This is a genomic window from Cellulophaga sp. 20_2_10 (genome assembly GCF_023476645.1).
Taxonomy (GTDB): domain Bacteria; phylum Bacteroidota; class Bacteroidia; order Flavobacteriales; family Flavobacteriaceae; genus Cellulophaga.
The window spans coordinates 317,572-336,004 of sequence record NZ_JAMCOJ010000003.1 but is presented as its reverse complement, the minus strand read 5'-3'; the positions used below and the strand labels follow the sequence as shown (position 1 = coordinate 336,004).

General features: G+C 33.1%; 20 protein-coding genes and 1 tRNA gene. 13 read left to right on the top strand and 8 right to left on the bottom strand.

From position 1 onward, the window contains the following. Positions 1–15: 15 nt before the first annotated feature. The 11 genes from rplM to M4I21_RS07745 all read left to right on the top strand — a co-directional run bounded on the left by rplM (position 16) and on the right by M4I21_RS07745 (position 11,228). On the top strand, positions 16–468 hold the full coding sequence (rplM, locus tag M4I21_RS07795) for a 50S ribosomal protein L13 (protein WP_249558553.1): 453 nt from the start codon (positions 16–18) through the stop codon (positions 466–468). Continuing rightward, the gene (rpsI, locus tag M4I21_RS07790) at positions 468–854 is read left to right on the top strand and encodes a 30S ribosomal protein S9 (protein ID WP_249558552.1); all 387 of its coding nucleotides are present in this window, start codon (positions 468–470) and stop codon (positions 852–854) included. Before rplM ends, rpsI begins: the two co-directional genes overlap by 1 nt. Before the next feature lie 253 nt (positions 855–1,107). After that, a complete protein-coding gene (gene rpsB, locus M4I21_RS07785) occupies positions 1,108–2,166 on the top strand; it encodes a 30S ribosomal protein S2 (protein WP_249558551.1) in 1,059 nt (352 codons plus the stop codon). Between the two features lie 98 nt (positions 2,167–2,264). Further along, positions 2,265–3,230: a translation elongation factor Ts gene (tsf, locus tag M4I21_RS07780; protein ID WP_249558550.1), complete on the top strand. Its 966-nt coding sequence runs from the start codon at positions 2,265–2,267 to the stop codon at positions 3,228–3,230. 166 nt (positions 3,231–3,396) lie between these two features. After that, positions 3,397–4,104 (top strand): UMP kinase, encoded by a 708-nt coding sequence (pyrH, locus tag M4I21_RS07775; RefSeq protein WP_249558549.1) that lies wholly within the window; start codon positions 3,397–3,399, stop codon positions 4,102–4,104. A gap of 40 nt (positions 4,105–4,144) precedes the next feature. Continuing rightward, a complete protein-coding gene (gene frr / locus M4I21_RS07770; RefSeq protein WP_249558548.1) occupies positions 4,145–4,702 on the top strand; it encodes a ribosome recycling factor in 558 nt (185 codons plus the stop codon). Between the two features lie 16 nt (positions 4,703–4,718). Then, on the top strand, positions 4,719–5,117 hold the full coding sequence (locus M4I21_RS07765) for a hypothetical protein (RefSeq protein WP_249558547.1): 399 nt from the start codon (positions 4,719–4,721) through the stop codon (positions 5,115–5,117). A gap of 89 nt (positions 5,118–5,206) precedes the next feature. Continuing rightward, positions 5,207–7,624 carry an efflux RND transporter permease subunit gene (locus M4I21_RS07760; RefSeq protein ID WP_249558546.1) on the top strand — a complete coding sequence of 806 codons (2,418 nt, stop codon included), beginning with the start codon at positions 5,207–5,209 and terminating at the stop codon, positions 7,622–7,624. Positions 7,625–7,695: 71 nt separating this feature from the next. Next, the gene (asnS, locus tag M4I21_RS07755) at positions 7,696–9,129 is read left to right on the top strand and encodes an asparagine--tRNA ligase (RefSeq protein WP_249558545.1); all 1,434 of its coding nucleotides are present in this window, start codon (positions 7,696–7,698) and stop codon (positions 9,127–9,129) included. A 42-nt stretch (positions 9,130–9,171) separates the two neighbouring features. Further along, positions 9,172–10,623 carry an RNA polymerase factor sigma-54 gene (rpoN, locus tag M4I21_RS07750; protein WP_249558544.1) on the top strand — a complete coding sequence of 484 codons (1,452 nt, stop codon included), beginning with the start codon at positions 9,172–9,174 and terminating at the stop codon, positions 10,621–10,623. Further along, positions 10,623–11,228, top strand: coding sequence for a hypothetical protein (locus tag M4I21_RS07745; protein WP_249558543.1), 606 nt, complete (start codon positions 10,623–10,625; stop codon positions 11,226–11,228). Before rpoN ends, M4I21_RS07745 begins: the two co-directional genes overlap by 1 nt. Here M4I21_RS07745 and M4I21_RS07740 read toward each other — a convergent pair. The 8 genes from M4I21_RS07740 to M4I21_RS07705 form a co-directional block, all read right to left on the bottom strand. Further along, positions 11,223–11,897: a porin family protein gene (locus M4I21_RS07740; protein WP_249558542.1), complete on the bottom strand. Its 675-nt coding sequence runs from the start codon at positions 11,895–11,897 to the stop codon at positions 11,223–11,225. The genes M4I21_RS07745 and M4I21_RS07740 overlap by 6 nt on opposite strands. 87 nt (positions 11,898–11,984) lie before the next feature. Beyond that, positions 11,985–12,467 (bottom strand): ExbD/TolR family protein, encoded by a 483-nt coding sequence (locus M4I21_RS07735; protein ID WP_249558541.1) that lies wholly within the window; start codon positions 12,465–12,467, stop codon positions 11,985–11,987. A 21-nt stretch (positions 12,468–12,488) separates the two neighbouring features. Next, a complete protein-coding gene (locus tag M4I21_RS07730) occupies positions 12,489–13,115 on the bottom strand; it encodes an ExbD/TolR family protein (protein ID WP_249558540.1) in 627 nt (208 codons plus the stop codon). A 12-nt stretch (positions 13,116–13,127) separates the two neighbouring features. Beyond that, positions 13,128–13,577 (bottom strand): hypothetical protein, encoded by a 450-nt coding sequence (locus M4I21_RS07725; protein ID WP_072303509.1) that lies wholly within the window; start codon positions 13,575–13,577, stop codon positions 13,128–13,130. Between the two features lie 24 nt (positions 13,578–13,601). Next, on the bottom strand, positions 13,602–14,339 hold the full coding sequence (locus M4I21_RS07720; protein WP_249558539.1) for a MotA/TolQ/ExbB proton channel family protein: 738 nt from the start codon (positions 14,337–14,339) through the stop codon (positions 13,602–13,604). 80 nt (positions 14,340–14,419) lie between these two features. After that, a tRNA-Ser gene (locus tag M4I21_RS07715) sits at positions 14,420–14,507 on the bottom strand. A 66-nt stretch (positions 14,508–14,573) separates the two neighbouring features. After that, on the bottom strand, positions 14,574–15,602 hold the full coding sequence (locus M4I21_RS07710; RefSeq protein ID WP_249558538.1) for an asparaginase: 1,029 nt from the start codon (positions 15,600–15,602) through the stop codon (positions 14,574–14,576). A 14-nt stretch (positions 15,603–15,616) separates the two neighbouring features. After that, positions 15,617–16,384, bottom strand: coding sequence for a TatD family hydrolase (locus M4I21_RS07705; RefSeq protein WP_249558537.1), 768 nt, complete (start codon positions 16,382–16,384; stop codon positions 15,617–15,619). 108 nt (positions 16,385–16,492) lie between these two features. Between M4I21_RS07705 and M4I21_RS07700 the strand changes: the two genes are divergently transcribed. Together M4I21_RS07700 and M4I21_RS07695 are read left to right on the top strand one after the other, a co-directional pair. Then, positions 16,493–16,933, top strand: coding sequence for a retropepsin-like aspartic protease family protein (locus tag M4I21_RS07700; RefSeq protein ID WP_249558536.1), 441 nt, complete (start codon positions 16,493–16,495; stop codon positions 16,931–16,933). Positions 16,934–17,024: 91 nt separating this feature from the next. Beyond that, positions 17,025–18,368 carry a cytochrome-c peroxidase gene (locus M4I21_RS07695; protein ID WP_249558535.1) on the top strand — a complete coding sequence of 448 codons (1,344 nt, stop codon included), beginning with the start codon at positions 17,025–17,027 and terminating at the stop codon, positions 18,366–18,368. Positions 18,369–18,433 lie beyond the last annotated feature (65 nt).

Below are 18,433 nucleotides of genomic sequence, written 5' to 3'. Positions count from 1 at the left end.
TAAAAAAATATTAGTGTGGATACATTAAGCTACAAGACAATTTCAGCCAATAAAGCAACCGTTTCTAAGGAATGGTTATTGGTAGATGCTGAAGGAGAAACATTAGGTCGTTTCGCTTCTAAGGTTGCAAAAATCTTAAGAGGAAAGAACAAACCTAATTTTACACCACATGTGGACTGTGGGGATAACGTAATTGTTATCAATGCGGAAAAAGTTACCCTTAGCGGTAATAAATGGCAAACTAAGACTTATATAAGACATACAGGTTATCCTGGTGGTCAAAGGTCTCAGACAGCTATTGAAATGCTGGAGAAGAACCCAGCACGTGTAGTGGAAAAATCTATTAAGGGTATGTTACCTAAAAATAAATTGGGAGCAGAACTTTTTCGTAACCTTAAAGTTTACGTAGGTCCTGATCACAACCAAGAGGCGCAAAAACCAAGAGCAATAAACTTAAAGGACTTATAATGGAGATAATTCATAAGATAGGCAGACGTAAAACTGCTGTTGCACGTATATACGTTTCTGAAGGAAGCGGTAATATCACAATCAACAAAAAGGATTTAAACGATTATTTCCCTACAGCTACTTTACAATACAAAGTAAAACAACCATTTGCTTTAACTAGCAATGAAGAAAACTTTGATGTAAAAGTAAATGTTTTCGGAGGAGGTATCACTGGACAAGCAGAAGCTATTAGGTTAGCAATATCTAGAGCAATGTGCGAGGTAGATGCAGAAAACAGATTAATACTTAAGCCAGAAGGTCTTTTAACAAGAGATCCAAGAATGGTAGAGCGTAAGAAATTCGGTCAGAAAAAAGCCCGTAAGAAATTTCAATTCTCTAAACGTTAAGAATATATTCCGGAACTTTGTTCCGGTTTTTTTACATCAGATTTTTTCTGATTTATATACCCGTTGGCTTTGCCAACAAAACAAGTTCATTGATAGTCTTTAGAATTTATCTAAAGCATAAAATTAAAACAAGTTGTCGTTGTCCTCTATTACCATAATAGATGGCACTAGTTTAGCATCTAAATGTTAAAGACTGCATACGCACTACTTTAGCATTGCTAAGTAAAACGGAACGTAAACTATTACAAACAAAATGGCAAACAAAATTGAAGTAAAAGACTTATTAGAAGCAGGTGTACACTTTGGACACCTTACAAGAAAGTGGAACCCGAATATGGCCCCATACATCTATATGGAGCGTAACGGTATACACGTTATTAACTTGTACAAAACAGCTGCAAAAATTGAAGAAGCTAATGAAGCTCTTAAGAAAATTGCAGCATCAGGTAGAAAAATACTTTTCGTAGCTACTAAAAAACAAGCAAAAGATATCGTTGCAGACAAAGCAGGGAAAGCAAATATGCCTTACATCACAGAAAGATGGCCAGGTGGTATGTTAACTAACTTTGTTACTATTCGTAAAGCTGTTAAGAAAATGGCTTCTATTGATAGAATGAAAAAAGATGGTACTTTTTTAACTTTATCTAAAAAAGAACGTTTACAAGTAGATCGTTTAAGAGCTAAATTAGAGAAAAACTTAGGTTCTATCTCTGATATGACTCGTTTACCAGGAGCTTTATTTATTGTTGATACAATGAGAGAGCACATTGCGGTAAAAGAAGCTTTAAAATTGAACATTCCTATTTTTGCTATGGTAGATACAAACTCTGACCCTAGACCTATAGATTACATAATCCCATCTAATGATGATGCTTCTAAATCTATTGAAGCTGTATTATCTCATGTTTCTGATGCTATTATAGAAGGTTTAGCAGATCGTAAGTCTGACAAACAAGCTGAAAAAGAAGGAAAAGAAACTGCTGCTCCAAAAGCAAAAGAAGCTCCAAAAACAGAAGAAACTCCAAAAACAGAAGAAGCTCCAAAAGCTGAAGCTGTAGCTACAGATGATTTAACTAAAGTTGAAGGAATAGGTCCTAAAATTGGAGAGATTTTCCAAAAAGAAGGAATTAACACTTTTGCTGATTTAGCTGCTAAGTCTGTTGAAGAATTAAGCACAATTTTAACTGCTGCTGGTTCTAGTTTTGCATCTAAAAATCCTGGTTCTTGGCCAAAGCAAGCTAAAATGGCTGCTGAAGGTAAATGGGATGAGCTTAAAGTATGGCAAGACAATACTAAAGGTGGTATAGAGTAATCTAAAACCAACCTTTTACATATTAAAAACAAAATATTAATTTAACATCGCTCTAAGAAAATAGTATTTTCTTAGAGCAATTTTAAAACTTACATAAAATGGCAAAAATTACAGCTGCAGAAGTTAACAAGCTTAGAAAAGCTACTGGCGCAGGAATGATGGACTGCAAAAAAGCATTAGTTGAAGCTGAAGGTGATTTTGACAAAGCGATTGACGTATTACGTAAAAAAGGTCAAAAAGTAGCAGAAAAAAGAGCAGATCGTGACTCTAGTGAAGGTGCTGCTGTTGCTAAAGTTAACGCAGAAGCTAACAAAGGGGTCGCATTCGTATTAGCATGTGAAACTGATTTTGTTGGTAAAAACGATAACTTTTTAGCTCTTGCTAGCCAATTAGGAGATTTAGCACTTAACTACAATTCTAAAGAAGAATTTTTAGCTGCTGATTTTGATGGTATGACAGTTACTGAAAAATTGGTTGAACAAACTGGTGTAATTGGTGAGAAATTAGAAATTAATGCTTTTGAGACTGTAGAGGCTCCTTACGTTGGTTCTTACGTTCACATTAATAAACTTGCTGCTGTAGTAGGTTTTTCTGCTAAAGTAGATAACATCGAAACTTTAGGTAAAGATGTAGCTATGCAAATTGCATCTATGGGTGCAACTACATTATCTTACAAAGATTTTGATTCAGCTTACGTAGCTTCTGAAACAGAAGCTAGAATTGCAGTTATTGAAAAAGATAATATTGAGTTAGGTCGTTTAGGAAAAACTCTTAAAAACGTACCTCAATACATCTCTATGGCTCAATTAACTCCAGAAGTTATGGCTGCTGCAGAAGAAGATGCTAAAGCACAACTTAAAGCAGAAGGTAAGCCAGAACAAATATGGGATAAAATTTTACCAGGAAAAATGGAAAGATTTGTATCTGACAACACGACTCTTGATCAAGAGCAGTGTCTATTAGATCAAAACTTTATTAAAGATGAAAAAATTAACGTAGCAACTTACGTTTCTTCTTACGGCGATGTAGCTGTAACATCTTTTAAAAGAGTTGCTCTTGGATAACAAGAACATAAGACATTAAGTCTATTTAAAGCCGTTTTCTTTTTCAAGAAAACGGCTTTTTTATTTTACAAAACTAGTTACACTAACAAAATGTCAGAATTAAATTTAACAGATACAATACCGTTGATTTTTTTGATTATTTTTGCTAACCATAAACAACGCCAATATGCATTATAAAAGAATACTTTTAAAACTTAGTGGAGAAGCCTTAATGGGCAGCAGACAATACGGGATAGACCCTATTAGACTTGCAGAATATGCTTCAGAGATCAAAGAAGTCGTAGATAAAGGTATTCAAGTAGCAGTTGTTATTGGTGGCGGAAACATCTTTAGAGGTGTTTCTGGAGCAAGTAACGGTATGGACCGCGTACAAGGAGATCATATGGGAATGTTAGCTACCGTTATAAACGGCCTAGCATTACAAAGTGCTCTTGAAGATGCAGGAATACAAACAAGATTACAAACAGCAATTAAAATTAACGAAGTAGCCGAACCTTTCATAAGAAGAAAAGCAATGAGACATTTAGAAAAAGGTCGTGTTGTAATTTTTGGTGGAGGGACAGGAAATCCGTATTTTACAACAGATTCTGCTGCAGTTTTACGCGCAATAGAAATTGAAGCTGATGTAATATTAAAAGGGACAAGAGTAGATGGGATTTACACATCTGACCCTGAAAAGGATGCTAACGCTACTAAATTTGACAAAATATCTTTTCAAGACGTACTTAACAAAGGCTTAAAAGTTATGGATACTACTGCTTTTACGCTAAGTCAAGAAAACGAATTACCTATTGTAGTTTTTGATATGAACACAAAAGGGAATTTACTTAAATTAGTATCAGGAGAAAATATAGGAACAGAAGTAAACTTATAGTGGTACAATTTCTGACGTACCTAGACTAAAGACTAACACAATGAACGAAGAAATTAATTTTATAATAGACAGCACAAAAGAAAGTATGAATGGTACAATTAGCCATTTAGAAAAAGCTTTTATTAAAATTAGAGCAGGTAAAGCTAGTCCGGTTATGCTATCTAGCGTAATGGTAGATTATTATGGCTCATCTACACCTCTTGCTCAAATTGCAAATATAAATACACCTGATGCTAGAACTATATCTGTTCAGCCATGGGAAAAAAATATGCTTCACGAAATAGAAAAAGCTATTATGAATGCCAATCTTGGATTTAATCCTATGAACAATGGAGACTTTGTTATTATCAATGTTCCACCATTAACAGAAGAGAGAAGAAAAGATTTAGCGAAACAAGCTAAAGGAGAAGCAGAAGATGCAAAAGTTGGCATTAGAAATGCTAGACAAGAAGCAAACAAAGAAATAAGATCTTCAGATGATGCATCCGAGGATTTAAAAAAGAACGCAGAAGCAGAAGTACAAGAACTTACAAACTCTTACACTAAAAAAATAGATACTTTACTAGCTACAAAAGAGGTTGAGATAATGAAAGTTTAATAAAAATGAATCATTAATGAAAGTACTATACAGAGAAGATTTAGGCAAAATACAACTTATAGACGATATTAAAAGTCAACTAAGTAATGCTAAAACCTTCTCTGTACTTATAATACTAAGCTCCGCCTTAAACATCTTCAACAACCAAGGCAATATTCTTTTTTATATGTCATTAGCACTAATTATTTGTGCTATTGGCTACGCATATTACATGCTAACCAAAAAATCTTACAAAGAGTTTTATACCTCTAAAGAAATAAAGTCTTTTAAAACAACAAAAATACTCAACGTCAAAAAGTACAAACTACAACTTGCTAACGGAAAACACAGAGACCTAAACCTCTATAAACTGAATAAAACAGTTAAAGAATTTGTGAATTTCTGCAAAGAACACAATATCAAAATAGAAGATTAATGTTTCTTTACCATTAATCCGTATTTAAACCCCATTTTTTGGGAACACTAACATACATTCTTTACCTTTGCGCACCTTAATTATTTATAATGGTTGCAAAGATTACGCAAGGTTTTTGGGCTAAAACCGCTCGGATAATTCTAAGAAATAGAATTCTCATTATATTACTCATCATAGCTTTTACAGTTTTCCTTGGATTTCAATGGAAAAACATGAAGTTCTCTAGCTCAGAAGCTAACTTATTACCAGATCATCATCCGGTTAATATTAAGTACCAATCATTTTTAAAATTATTTGGAGAAGAAGGTAACGTTATTGCTATAGCTGCAAAAGACAGTACCCTATATACTCCTGAAAAATTTAATAGATGGAACAAACTTAGCAAACAATTAGATGCTTTTCCGGAGGTAGATTTTGTATTATCTACAGACAACCTTAAAGAGCTGGTAAAGTCTGAAGATGGGCAGAAATTTTTACTTCAAAATTTTATAAAGTCCAAACCTAGAACTAAAGCAGAAATAGATAGTTTAAAGCAGCATCTTTTTGAAAATATGCCGTTTTATGAAAACCTGCTTTACAACAAGGAAACAGGAACAATTAGAACTTTAGTTTACTTAGACAAAGACATCGTAAACACCTCTGTTAGAAAAGATTTTATTTTAAAAGATTTTTTACACCTTACAGACAGATTTGAAGAAGAAACTAAGATGAATTTGCATATATCTGGAATGCCATATATACGCACAATGAATTCTAAGAACATTATAGACGAGATAAATAAGTTTATACTTGCTGCGCTTGGTGTTACTTCGCTAATATTCTTTTTCTTCTTTAGAAGTTTTAGAGCCACATTTATATCTATGTGCGTCGTTATTATTGGCGTAATGTGGGCCTTTGGTATTTTAGGATTGCTACAGTATGAGATTACAGTTTTAACAGCCTTAATACCACCGTTAATTATTGTAATAGGTATACCTAACTGTATCTTTTTGATAAATAAATATCAGCAAGAAGTAAAAAAACACGGAAACAAAGCACTGTCTTTACAGCGTGTTATTTCTAAAATTGGAAATGCCACCTTAATGACCAACATTACAACGGCATCAGGATTTGCAACATTTATAATTACAGACAGTCAATTATTAAAAGAATTTGGAATTGTTGCTTCTATAAACATCATTGGTATTTTTATTCTTTCATTATTAATTATCCCTATTGTTTATAGCTTTTTACCAATGCCAAAAGACAAGCATTTAAAGCATTTAAATACCAAATGGATTGACACGTTTGTAAGTTGGATGGAGAATATTGTTAGAAACAAAAGAATCTCAGTATACATTGTCTCTGTACTTTTATTAACTATAAGTATCATTGGAATTTATCAGATAAAAATATCTGGTAGTCCTATAGAAGATATGCCCAAGAAAGCAGAATTCTTTAAGGATATTCGATTTTTTGAAAAAGAGTATAATGGTATAATGCCCGTTGAAATTGTAATAGACACCAAAAGAAAAAACGGAGTATTAAAACCAGCCACATTAAAAAGAATGGACAGGCTTGGCGATGTTATAGATGAAATTCCGGAATTATCGAAACCAATTTCTATTGTAAACTTAGTAAAATACTCTAAACAAGCGTTTTACAATGGCATTCCTAAATACTATCAATTACCTACCACACAAGAGAATAATTTTATTATGGACGTTGTTCGCAACTCCAAGGGTGAGGGTGATTTACTAAAAAGCTTTGTAGACTCTACAGGACAAACAGCTCATATCACTACATTTATGAGAGATGTAGATACGGAGCGGATGCAAGATATAGAAGGTGAATTACAAGAGAATTTAGATAAAATTTTCCCGAAAGAAAGATACAATACCTTTTTAACAGGCAAGGCTCTACTATTTTTAAAAGGAACAAAATACCTAGTTAATAACCTTGTACTATCATTAGCTTTGGCAATTGCACTTATTGCGCTATTTATGGCCTATTTATTTAGGTCTTTTAGAATGATTGTAATTTCTTTAATTCCCAACCTGCTACCCTTAATTATTACAGCTGGTGTAATGGGCTTTGTGGGTGTCCCAATAAAACCATCTACAATATTAGTATTTAGTATAGCTTTTGGTATATCTGTAGATGACACTATTCACTTTTTAGCCAAATACAGGCAAGAACTCGTAGTAAATAAATGGGCCATTAAAAAATCTGTTTATGCAGCCTTAAGAGAAACAGGAGTTAGTATGTTTTACACATCTATAGTGCTGTTCTTTGGTTTTTCTGTATTTGTTATATCTAACTTTGGCGGTACAGTAGCATTAGGAGCATTAGTTTCTGCAACGCTATTATTCGCAATGCTAGCAAACTTAATTTTATTACCATCATTACTATTATCTTTGGAGCGTAGTATTGCAAACAAACAGGTTTTAAAAAAGCCACAAATAGATATTTTGCCAAAAGACGAGGTAAAAATCAAGAAAAAAAATCAAATCAATAATCAAAATTAATTTGAGTATTTTAAAGACAATTCAAAAAAGTTATCTTTATCACTTAAAATAAGAAGTATATTTTACAAGAAATGAACATAAACAGCATAAAAGACTTACTGTCAGGGAAACAACTTTTACAAGAAGTAACCATTAATGGTTGGGTAAAAACATTTAGAAGCAACAGATTTATTGCTTTAAATGATGGCTCCACGATACAAAATATACAATGTGTTGTCGATTTTGAAAAGTTAGACGAAAACCTATTAAAGCAAATCTCTACAGGAGCCGCTATAAAAGTTAAAGGAACGCTTGTAGAGAGTCAAGGAAAAGGGCAATCTATGGAGATACAAGTTTCTTCCTTAGATGTTCACGGTACTGCAGATCCAGAAACATACCCTATTCAACCTAAAAAACACACTTTAGAGTTTTTAAGAGAAAAGGCACATTTACGTGTAAGAACAAATACTTTTTCTGCTGTAATGCGTATGCGTTCTGCGTTATCTTTTGCGGTACACCAATATTTTCAACAAAATGGTTTTTTTCACGTTCACACCCCAATAATAACAGGATCTGATGCTGAAGGAGCTGGAGAAATTTTTAAAGTATCTACACTAGATAGCAAAAACCCACCTTTAACAGAAGATGGTACTATTGATTACTCAAAAGACTTTTTTGGAAAAGAAACAAACCTAACTGTATCCGGACAATTAGAAGCGGAAACCTATGCAATGGGCTTAGGAAAAGTATATACTTTTGGACCAACTTTTAGAGCAGAAAACTCTAACACTTCTAGACACCTTGCTGAGTTTTGGATGATAGAACCAGAAATGGCTTTTTATGATCTAGATGCAAACATGGATCTAGCAGAAGACTTTATAAAAAGCGTATTATCTTACGTTTTAGAAAACTGTAAAGACGATTTAGAATTTTTAGAAAAGCGTTTATTAGATGAAGAAAAATCAAAACCTGCTGCCGAACGTAGTGAAATGCCGTTAATTGAAAAGTTAAAGTTCATTACAGAAAATAACTTTAAAAGAGTTACTTATACAGAAGCTATAGATATCTTAAAAAACAGCAAACCTAACAAAAAGAAAAAGTTTAAGTTCCCTATAAACGAATGGGGAGCAGATTTACAAAGTGAGCACGAACGTTTTCTTGTAGAAAAGCATTTTAAATGTCCCGTTATTTTGTTTGATTACCCTGCTAAAATAAAAGCATTTTATATGCGTTTAAATGAAGATGGTAAAACCGTAAGAGCAATGGACATTCTTTTTCCAGGCATTGGAGAAATAGTTGGCGGTTCGCAAAGAGAAGAGCGTTTAGATGTTCTTTTAGAAAAAATGAAAGACTTAGACATAGACGAAAAAGAACTATGGTGGTACACAGACCTAAGAAAATATGGTAGCGCTGTACACAGTGGTTTTGGTCTTGGTTTTGAACGCTTAGTGCTTTTTGCTACAGGAATGGGCAACATAAGAGATGTTATTCCTTTTCCAAGAACACCACAAAACGCAGAATTTTAGTAGTATTAACAACAAAAATAGTCATAAAAAGAATTAACATTAATGCTTAAACAACACCTACAATTTAAGTTATCTCAAAAGTTGTCTCCACAACAGATACAACTTATGAAGTTAATTCAACTTCCGACTCAAGCTTTTGAACAACGTTTAAAACAAGAGTTAGAAGAAAACCCCGCTTTAGAAACTGGTAAAGATGAAGCCGATTCTATAGAGGATGAATTTGATGATTTGTATGATAATGATACTGAAAAAATTGAAGCAGAAGATATAAACATAGATGAATATCTTTCTGATGATGAAGTTCCTGACTATCGCACCCAAGCTAATAATTATAGTGCAGATGATGACGAAAAGAGCATACCATATGCTGCAGGAACATCTTTTCACCAATACTTAATGACACAATTAAACACTGTTTATTTAGACGATCAAGATTGGTCTATTGCAGAATTTTTAATTGGTAGTGTAGATGAGAGTGGTTACATACGTAGACCCATAACTGATATTATGGACGACCTTGCTTTTACACAAAACATATTTGCTGAAGAAAAAGACATACTAAAGGTCTTAAAACTAGTTCAAGATTTGGATCCACCTGGCGTAGCTGCTAGATCCTTAGAAGAATGCTTAATTATACAGCTATCTAGAAAAGAAGAAAATAAAGAAATAGAATTAGCTACATTAATTCTAGAGAAGTCTTTTGATCAGTTTACAAAAAAACATTACAAGAAATTAATACAGAAACACAATATAACAGAAGAAGAACTTAAGGGTGCTATTTCTGAGATTGAAAAATTGAATCCAAAACCAGGTGGATCTTACGCAGGCAATACAAGAATGATAGAACACATTGTTCCCGATTTTTCTATAAAAATTGCTGATGGTGAATTAGAACTTACCTTAAACGGAAGAAATGCTCCAGAGCTACACGTATCTAGACAGTATAACAATATGCTTGAAGGATATAAAAATTCTAAAACAAAATCTAAATCTCAAAAAGACACTGTATTTTTCATTAAACAAAAGCTAGATGCTGCAAAGTGGTTTATAGACGCTATTAAACAAAGGCAACAAACGCTTTTTATTACAATGAGCGCTATTATGAACTACCAAGAAGAATATTTTTTAACAGGGGACGAGCGCAAGTTAAGACCTATGATTTTAAAAGATATTGCAGACACCATAAGTATGGATGTTTCTACCGTCTCTAGGGTCGCCAATAGCAAGTACGTAGACACTCCTTACGGCACAAAATTAATAAAAGAATACTTCTCTGAGTCTATGAAAAATGAGCAAGGAGAAGATGTTTCTACAAAGGAAATAAAAAAAATACTTGAAACTGTTATTGGCGAAGAAGAAAAAAGAAAACCATTAACGGACGACAAACTAGCTGCTATATTAAAAGAAAAAGGATACCCTATTGCTCGCCGTACAGTAGCTAAATACAGGGAACAACTAAACATTCCTGTAGCAAGGTTAAGAAAACAAATTTAATGAAAGGATTTTCTAAATTAGCATCCTCTATTTTTCACCCTTTATTTACTCCTGTAATTGGTACTTTGTGCTACTTTAAAATTACACCGCAATATTACACTGCCAATCTATTTATGGGCAACCTATTACCTATTCTTATATTAACAGTTATTGTACCACTAGTGTGTTACATTATATTAAGAAGCATAGGTGCATTATCCTCTTTTTCGGCACCTTCATTAGAGGAAAGAAAATACCCATTATACATAAGCCTAGGCCTTTTATTACTTATTGTATATAAAGTAATACCCAACAACTACTCAAAAGAACTATTCTTTTTCTTTTTAGGTTTAGTTGCAGCAACATTCAGCACCTTAGTGCTGCTTTTTATGCGTTTTAAGAGTAGTATGCATTTAATGGGACTAGGAACATTAACCATGCTATTAATAAACCTTAGCGTTCATTTTGAAGTAAATATTATTTTTGCAATTGCTACCGCAATAATTTGCACAGGAATTGTAGCGACAAGTAGACTCTACCTTAAAGCAAATAACAGTGCAGAAATTATAGTTGGTTTTTTAATCGGTTTAGTTTCTCAACTGATTACAATAAAGTACTGGTTATAAAATATAGAAGTTAAAACCAACCCTTATCGGTTTTAAACTTAAATCCTCCCCATTCACTGTTGCTCCATCTAATAAACTATTTAAACCATAATAGACGTGGACATTCCACGTATTATAACCCATATTAAACTGCAAACCATATCTAATTTTATCTATATCCTTATTAGAAAAAGATTCTTTTAAATCATCTGAAATAAATTTAGACCTGGCAGAAAATGCATACCCTAATTTAACACCTCCATAAATTCTTAAAAACTTATAATCTGTTGGTGTAGACTTTCTCCAACGAAATTCTATTGGCAACTCAACTAAATGAGTTTCAATTTTACTACGCTTATAATCCGTATCATCATCTGCAAAAGAATATGAAATCACATTATTTTCTTTTGTAGCTACTAGGTTAGAGTAATAATTATTTAAAGCATACCCCAATCCTACACCAATAGATACAGTGCGACTTTCATTAATAGGCATATCTTTTATAAATCCAAATTGCAAACCAAAGGGAAGGTTCCGCTGCGTCATTTCAGATGGTAAACTACCAAAAGTATTGTAGGTTAAACCAAGATAAAACTGATCTTCTAAATAAAGGCTATCTACAGTACTATTTTGAGCCGACATACCTAAGAAAAACAAGAAGAAAATTACAAGAAAGCTATTGCGTAACATAAATAAGTATTTAAAATGATGGTACAAAAAAAACGCTCCAAATAGTATTACCTATCTGAAGCGCTTATAATAGTTTAACTATCTAAATTATTGTAAGTTTTTAAAAGCATCACCATCATATGTAGTGTAATTTACCTTTAAAGCATTTACTTTTCTTAACTCTTCTTTAATATCCATAATAATACCCATATTGGCATTCTTATCAACTTTTAAAGCAGTTGTTATAGAACTTTGAACCTCTTGTGGTTTTTTAGCAATTTCTTCTAAAACGTAATCTCCTACTTCAGAAACATTAGCAAACTTATCGTTTAACTGTATCTTAGGCTCTTTACCAAAAGCATTTTGATATTTTTCTGTAGGTTGACCAACAAAAATATAAACTACCCTATCTTTCTTTTCTAACTTCTTTAACTCAGTAGCGTTTGGCAACTCATTTGCTACCATTGGTTCGCTATCTTTCATTACAGTAACCGTCATAAAGAAAAACAAAAGCATAAATACAATATCCGGAAGAGAAGCCGTAGAAACTGGAGGTAATTCTCCGTCTTTTTTCTTTTTAAATTTTGACATATTCCTTTGTATTAAATGTTATTAATTTGTGCTAGTTTCAGCTTCAGATAATTTCTGAGGATAAAGATCTTGAATTTTCTTAATTCTAACTTTCAACTTTTCCTTAGTTTCATCTGGAGTTTCTTGGTCTGCATATGCCGCTTCCATTTCTGTAAAAGACATATTATAACCTAACTTTTTAGCCGTTCTATTACGCAATTCATTATATGCTGCCACTAACTCATTCTGAACTGTTATGTATACAGAATATTTAGTTTCACGATCATTCTTTAATGAAATAACTGCTTTGATTGGATTATCAGAAGACTCTGGACTCCTTTCTCCTTCACAATAGTCACAATAATTAGGATCTCCCTTTACTGCCCCACCATTATCTAAAAAAGCAACCGCTTTTTCTCTTAGCTTTTTAATATCTAAAAGGTCTTCTTCTACCAGCAATTGACCATCTTTACCTATTTGAACGGTAAAGATATTTTTTTTCTTAAGAATTATTTCTTCGTCAGTAGGCGGCTCTTTAGGAGGCAACATACGATCTAATCCTGCATCTGTTTCTATAGTAGTAGTTACTAAGAAAAAGATAAGCAGTAAGAAAGCGATATCTGCCATAGAACCGGCACTTACTTCTGGTGCTCCACCTCTTCTTGCCATAATTATTGTTTTTTATTTACCGATTAATTTTTTTACACTTGGTACAATCATTAGTACAACAGCAACTATTGCTAATATTAAGAACGTGTAAATACCAGTTCCAATATTTTTAACTGTACTAGTTGTAGCATTCATATCTGTTAAAAACTGAGGATCTAAATCTTCTCCGTTTGATAAAAAGTACGAAATAATTACTACAAGTGCAAAACCAACTAAAGCAAATAAGGCTTTTTTAAGGTTCTCTGGAGTTGAAAACAAGTTTTTAAGTGTGTAAACCAAAGCTACCACTACTGCTATACCCAACAAGATATATGTAATAATAAACATAAAGTTCATTGCACTACTGTTCGCCGCCTCAGCTGCTACCTCAGGAATAGTAAAATCCCCCGATGGTAAAAAATACCATAGCACAGCCGATATAAGGCCTATTACGATTAAGGCTATTTTAATTATTTTTTGCATAATGCTTTTGTATTAAGGTCCGACTTATTTTTTGTGATCTACCAACATATCAATCAAAGAGATTGAAGAATCTTCCATATCATTTACAATACTATCAATTTTAGCAATGATGTAATTGTAAAAAACCTGAAGAATAATGGCAGTAACAAGACCAAATACAGTTGTTAATAATGCAACCTGAATATCACCTGCAATTAAAGATGCACTTAAGTTACCTACTGCTGCAATCTTCTGGAAGGCTTGGATCATACCAATTACCGTACCCATAAAACCAAGCATTGGTGCAATAGCGATAAATAAAGACAACCAAGAAACATTCTTCTCTAACTGACCCATTTGTACACCACCGTAAGCTACAACTGCTTTTTCAGCAGACTCTATACTCTCACCAGCTCTATCTAATCCTTGGTAGAAAATAGACGCTACAGGTCCTTTTGTGTTTCTACATACTTCTTTAGCTGCTTCTACACCACCAGATGCTAAAGCGTCTTCAACTCTTTGCTTTAATTTAGCAGTGTTTGTGCTTGCCATGTTTAAATAAATAATTCTTTCTATTGCCACTGCAAGACCAAGAATTAAACATAAAAGTACAATACCCATAAATGCAGGGCCACCAGTAATAAATTGTTCTTTTAAAACTTGAACAAATCCTTTTGGAGCGTCTTTTTCTGCTGCTTCTTGTAATAAAGTAGCTGCATTTACTGTATTTGTACTAAAAACAAACAACCCAGCTACAGCTAGGATAGATGATAATCTTTTCATTTTCGAAACTTAATTTAGTTAGTTAATAGGGTTAAAGATAAAAAAAAAATGTTATAATAAAATTAAAATAAACTTATCTGCAGAGAGGAAGGGATTCGAACCCTCGATACACTTGTGATGTATACACACTTTCCAGGCGTGCGCCTTCGACCACTCGGCCACCTCTCTATTCATAAGTTTAACGGGTCCAAATAACAAAAAAAATATTAGTTAAAGAAATTATATATGTTATTTTTATTGCAATTCTCCTCGCAAAGGAGTTTCAAAAAGTGTTTTAAATAGTTTTGGAGACACACCTGCACCCAATAAATACATTAACTTAGTAACAGCTGCTTCCGTTGTAATATCCTTACCATTAATAATTTGCAAGCTCTGTAACTCCTCACTGGTTTCATACTGCCCTAGCAAAACACTACCTCCAGAACACTGTGTAACATTAACAATATGCAATCCTCTTTTTATTGCATTTTTTATGTCATTTAACAACCATTTCTCTGTAGGCGCATTACCAGCTCCATATGTTTCCAATATTACACCTTTTAAATCGGGAATATTTAACACACTTTTTAGTACATTCTTGTTTAATCCCGGAAATAATTTAAGAATAACAACGTTATCGTCTAGATTTTTATGCACTTTTAGCGGTTTCTGATACCTCTTTTTCCTTAAATATTCTGTATTTACTTTTAAATGAACACCAGACTCTGCTAATTCTGGATAATTTAATGAAGCAAAAGCTTCAAAATGTTCAGCATTAATTTTTGTAGTACGGTTACCCCTATATAACTTATATTCAAAATACAAACACACTTCCTGTATAACAGCCCTATCACCATCTCTCAAAGCTGCTACCTGTATAGACGTAATTAAGTTTTCTTTGGCATCCGTACGCAAGTCGCCTATTGGCAATTGAGAACCTGTTAAAATTACCGGTTTACTAAGATGCTCTAACATGTAACTTAGAGCAGAAGCTGTATAACTCATCGTATCACTACCATGCAGAATTACAAAACCATCAAAAGCATCATAATTTTCTTCTATTATAGTAGCAATAGATACCCAATGAGACGGACTCATATTAGACGAATCTATAGGCTCATCAAAAGAAACACTATCAACAGAGCAATCCAACTGCTTTAATTCTGGTATACTTTTCATTAGATTATTAAAATTAAAAGCCTTTAAAGCTCCTGTTTTATAATCTTTTACCATACCAATTGTTCCTCCGGTATAGACAAGTAATATTTTTGTCTTATTTGCCATAGTCATCTTCATTTTTACACTCCAAACACCGACTCAGAGTTCCTTGTTGTTATTTCTGCGATCTCGGCTATATCCTTATTATATATTTCAGCAAGTTTTTGCGCCACGTTTACGATATAAGCACTTTCATTTCTTTTTCCTCTAAATGGTGTTGGCGCCAAATAAGGAGCATCGGTTTCTAAAACAATGTTTTCAATATCTATTTCGTTTAAAAATTTATCAATTTTACCATTCTTAAAAGTAACTACACCACCTATACCCAACTTCATATTGTAAGATATAGCCAATTTTGCTTGTTCCAATGTACCCGTAAAACAATGAAAAATACCCCGTAGATCATCACCTTTTTGTTCTTCTAAAATTTCAAAAACCTCCTCAAAGGCATCTCTACAGTGAATTACAATAGGTAATTTATACTTTTTAGCCAATTGAATCTGATGCCTAAAGGCGTCTTGCTGTTCTTTTAAAAACGTTTTATCCCAGAACAAATCTATTCCTATTTCCCCAACGGCATAAAATTTTCGTTGTGCTAACATTTCTTCAATATGTACCAATTCTACATGGTAGTTTTCCTTCACATGCGTTGGATGAAGTCCCATCATTAAAAAAACGTTATCCGGATAAGCTTCTTCCAAAGTAAGCATAGCACTTGTGTAAGTCGAATCTATTGCAGGAATAAAAAAACGCTTTACCCCACTTTGTATTGCCTTTTCTATAGCTTCACCCCTATCTTCATCAAAAGCTTCACTATATAAATGTGTATGTGTATCTGTTAAAATCATACCACAAAAATAGAATTATCTTATAGATTTTATTGTTTTTAAAACGATATAGTTTCATTTTCCTTTATCTCTTAAAGATTGATATATATTTGTACAAAAACTGAATACATGTCTAGCTTAAAAAAAATTCTACTTAAAAAAGGGTATACCAAAATTAACCTGACGCTTACCCCAACTAATCATTTTGAAATAAAAGGAAAGATCAACACTATTTCAGGTCGGTTTATTCTAGACACAGGAGCATCTAACACTTGCATAGGCATAGATAAAATTGAAAACTTTAAGCTAATTCCTGAAGAGTCAGAAATAAAAGCTGCCGGTGCAGGCGCCACAGAAATGGAAACTCAAATTTCGACTAAAAACACCATAAAAATTGGAGCTTGGAAATATAAAAAACTTAAAATTGTTTTATTTGATCTTGTGCACGTTAACCAAGCCCTAATAAACCACAATGCGCTGCCTGTAGATGGTATTATTGGAGCAGATATATTAAAGAAAACAAAAGCGATTATAGATTACGATAAGAAATGTGTGTACTTTAAATTATAAGATAATCTCATCCTTTTTATTCGCATTGTAACGATTAATTGAAGCTCGATTTTATTAAAATGTAGATTTTTGCGCACAAAATACTACAACCATGACAATTCAAAAAATAATATTATACTGTTTAGCTTCAGTATTTATAGTATTTACAACCAGCTGCGCTAACGACGATAATGACTACCAAAAAGCAGAAGAAAGCATTTTACAAGAAAATATAACCTCTCTTTATGGCTCCTTAGAAGCCCTACAAATACCCTTAGAAAACGACTTAAACAACATACCAAGTGACCCTAAAAACCCTTTAACACCAGAAAAGGTAGCATTGGGTAAATTATTATTTCACGAAACTGGACTTGCCCTTAATCCAATAAAAGAAATTGGAACTAACACCTATTCTTGCGCTAGTTGTCACCACGCAGCAGCAGGTTTTCAAAGCGGGAATTTACAAGGTATTGGCGAAGGTGGTTTTGGCTACGGAGCAAAAGGCGAAACAAGACATATGTCTATAGATTACTTAGAGACAGACTTAGACGTACAACCTATAAAGTCCCCTACTATTTTAAATACAGCCTACCAAAAAGTAATGCTTTGGAATGGTCAGTTTGGTGGAACATCAGAAAATACAGGCACAGAAAGCAACTGGACACCAAACACACCTAAAGAAAGAAACACTCTTGGATTTGAAGGCATAGAAACACAAGCAATTGCAGGACTAGGAGTTCACCGTCTATTAATAGATATAGCGTTTTTAGAAAACAATGGATACAAAGCTATGTTTGATGACGCCTTCCCTGAAATCCAAGAAAGCAACAGGTATTCTACCATTAACGCAGGCTTAGCTATTGCAGCTTATGAAAGAATTGTACTCTCTAGCAAAGCACCTTTTCAAGAATGGCTAAGAGGAGACCAAAATGCACTATCACCCAATGAATTAAAAGGTGCAAATTTATTTTTTGGAAAAGCTGAATGCTACACATGTCATTCCGGACCAGGATTAAACAAAACTGGTTTTTATGCATTAGGCATGAAGGATTTAGATCCTAGTAGCTCTCATATTACTATTGATGAAGCTACAAAAAAGGGTAGAGGCGGATTTACAGGTAAAACTGAAGACAACTATAAATTTAAAATACCAACACTATACAATTTAAAAGACGCAGCAAACTTTGGTCACGGCGGAAGTTTTACAAGCATAAAAGAAGTTATAGAATACAAAAATAAGGGCATTCCTGAAAATATTGATGTACCAAAAAGTCAATTATCAGATAATTTTATTCCCCTTAATTTATCAACAGAAGAAATTAACGACTTAACTACTTTTGTAGAAAATGCACTTTACGATTCTAATTTAAGCAGATATACGCCAGAAAGTTTGCCTTCTGGAAATTGTTTTCCTAACGCAGATAGCGAATCCAAAACAGATATGGGTTGCAACTAACAAAAGGATACTAAAATAAAAAAGGGCTAAAGTTAAAACTTTGGCCCTTTTTTATTTATTTAAGA

Coding starts and splice junctions, on each gene's coding strand:
- M4I21_RS07705 (WP_249558537.1), bottom strand. CDS start 16,384: ATGATTTTAACAGATACACATACACATTTATATAGTGAAGCTTTTGAT.
- asnS (WP_249558545.1), top strand. CDS start 7,696: ATGAACATAAACAGCATAAAAGACTTACTGTCAGGGAAACAACTTTTA.
- M4I21_RS07735 (WP_249558541.1), bottom strand. CDS start 12,467: ATGTCAAAATTTAAAAAGAAAAAAGACGGAGAATTACCTCCAGTTTCT.
- M4I21_RS07720 (WP_249558539.1), bottom strand. CDS start 14,339: ATGAAAAGATTATCATCTATCCTAGCTGTAGCTGGGTTGTTTGTTTTT.
- rpsB (WP_249558551.1), top strand. CDS start 1,108: ATGGCAAACAAAATTGAAGTAAAAGACTTATTAGAAGCAGGTGTACAC.
- rpsI (WP_249558552.1), top strand. CDS start 468: ATGGAGATAATTCATAAGATAGGCAGACGTAAAACTGCTGTTGCACGT.
- rpoN (WP_249558544.1), top strand. CDS start 9,172: ATGCTTAAACAACACCTACAATTTAAGTTATCTCAAAAGTTGTCTCCA.
- M4I21_RS07710 (WP_249558538.1), bottom strand. CDS start 15,602: ATGGCAAATAAGACAAAAATATTACTTGTCTATACCGGAGGAACAATT.
- M4I21_RS07760 (WP_249558546.1), top strand. CDS start 5,207: ATGGTTGCAAAGATTACGCAAGGTTTTTGGGCTAAAACCGCTCGGATA.
- M4I21_RS07730 (WP_249558540.1), bottom strand. CDS start 13,115: ATGGCAAGAAGAGGTGGAGCACCAGAAGTAAGTGCCGGTTCTATGGCA.
- M4I21_RS07725 (WP_072303509.1), bottom strand. CDS start 13,577: ATGCAAAAAATAATTAAAATAGCCTTAATCGTAATAGGCCTTATATCG.
- M4I21_RS07700 (WP_249558536.1), top strand. CDS start 16,493: ATGTCTAGCTTAAAAAAAATTCTACTTAAAAAAGGGTATACCAAAATT.
- M4I21_RS07745 (WP_249558543.1), top strand. CDS start 10,623: ATGAAAGGATTTTCTAAATTAGCATCCTCTATTTTTCACCCTTTATTT.
- frr (WP_249558548.1), top strand. CDS start 4,145: ATGAACGAAGAAATTAATTTTATAATAGACAGCACAAAAGAAAGTATG.
- M4I21_RS07695 (WP_249558535.1), top strand. CDS start 17,025: ATGACAATTCAAAAAATAATATTATACTGTTTAGCTTCAGTATTTATA.
- M4I21_RS07740 (WP_249558542.1), bottom strand. CDS start 11,897: ATGTTACGCAATAGCTTTCTTGTAATTTTCTTCTTGTTTTTCTTAGGT.
- tsf (WP_249558550.1), top strand. CDS start 2,265: ATGGCAAAAATTACAGCTGCAGAAGTTAACAAGCTTAGAAAAGCTACT.
- M4I21_RS07765 (WP_249558547.1), top strand. CDS start 4,719: ATGAAAGTACTATACAGAGAAGATTTAGGCAAAATACAACTTATAGAC.
- pyrH (WP_249558549.1), top strand. CDS start 3,397: ATGCATTATAAAAGAATACTTTTAAAACTTAGTGGAGAAGCCTTAATG.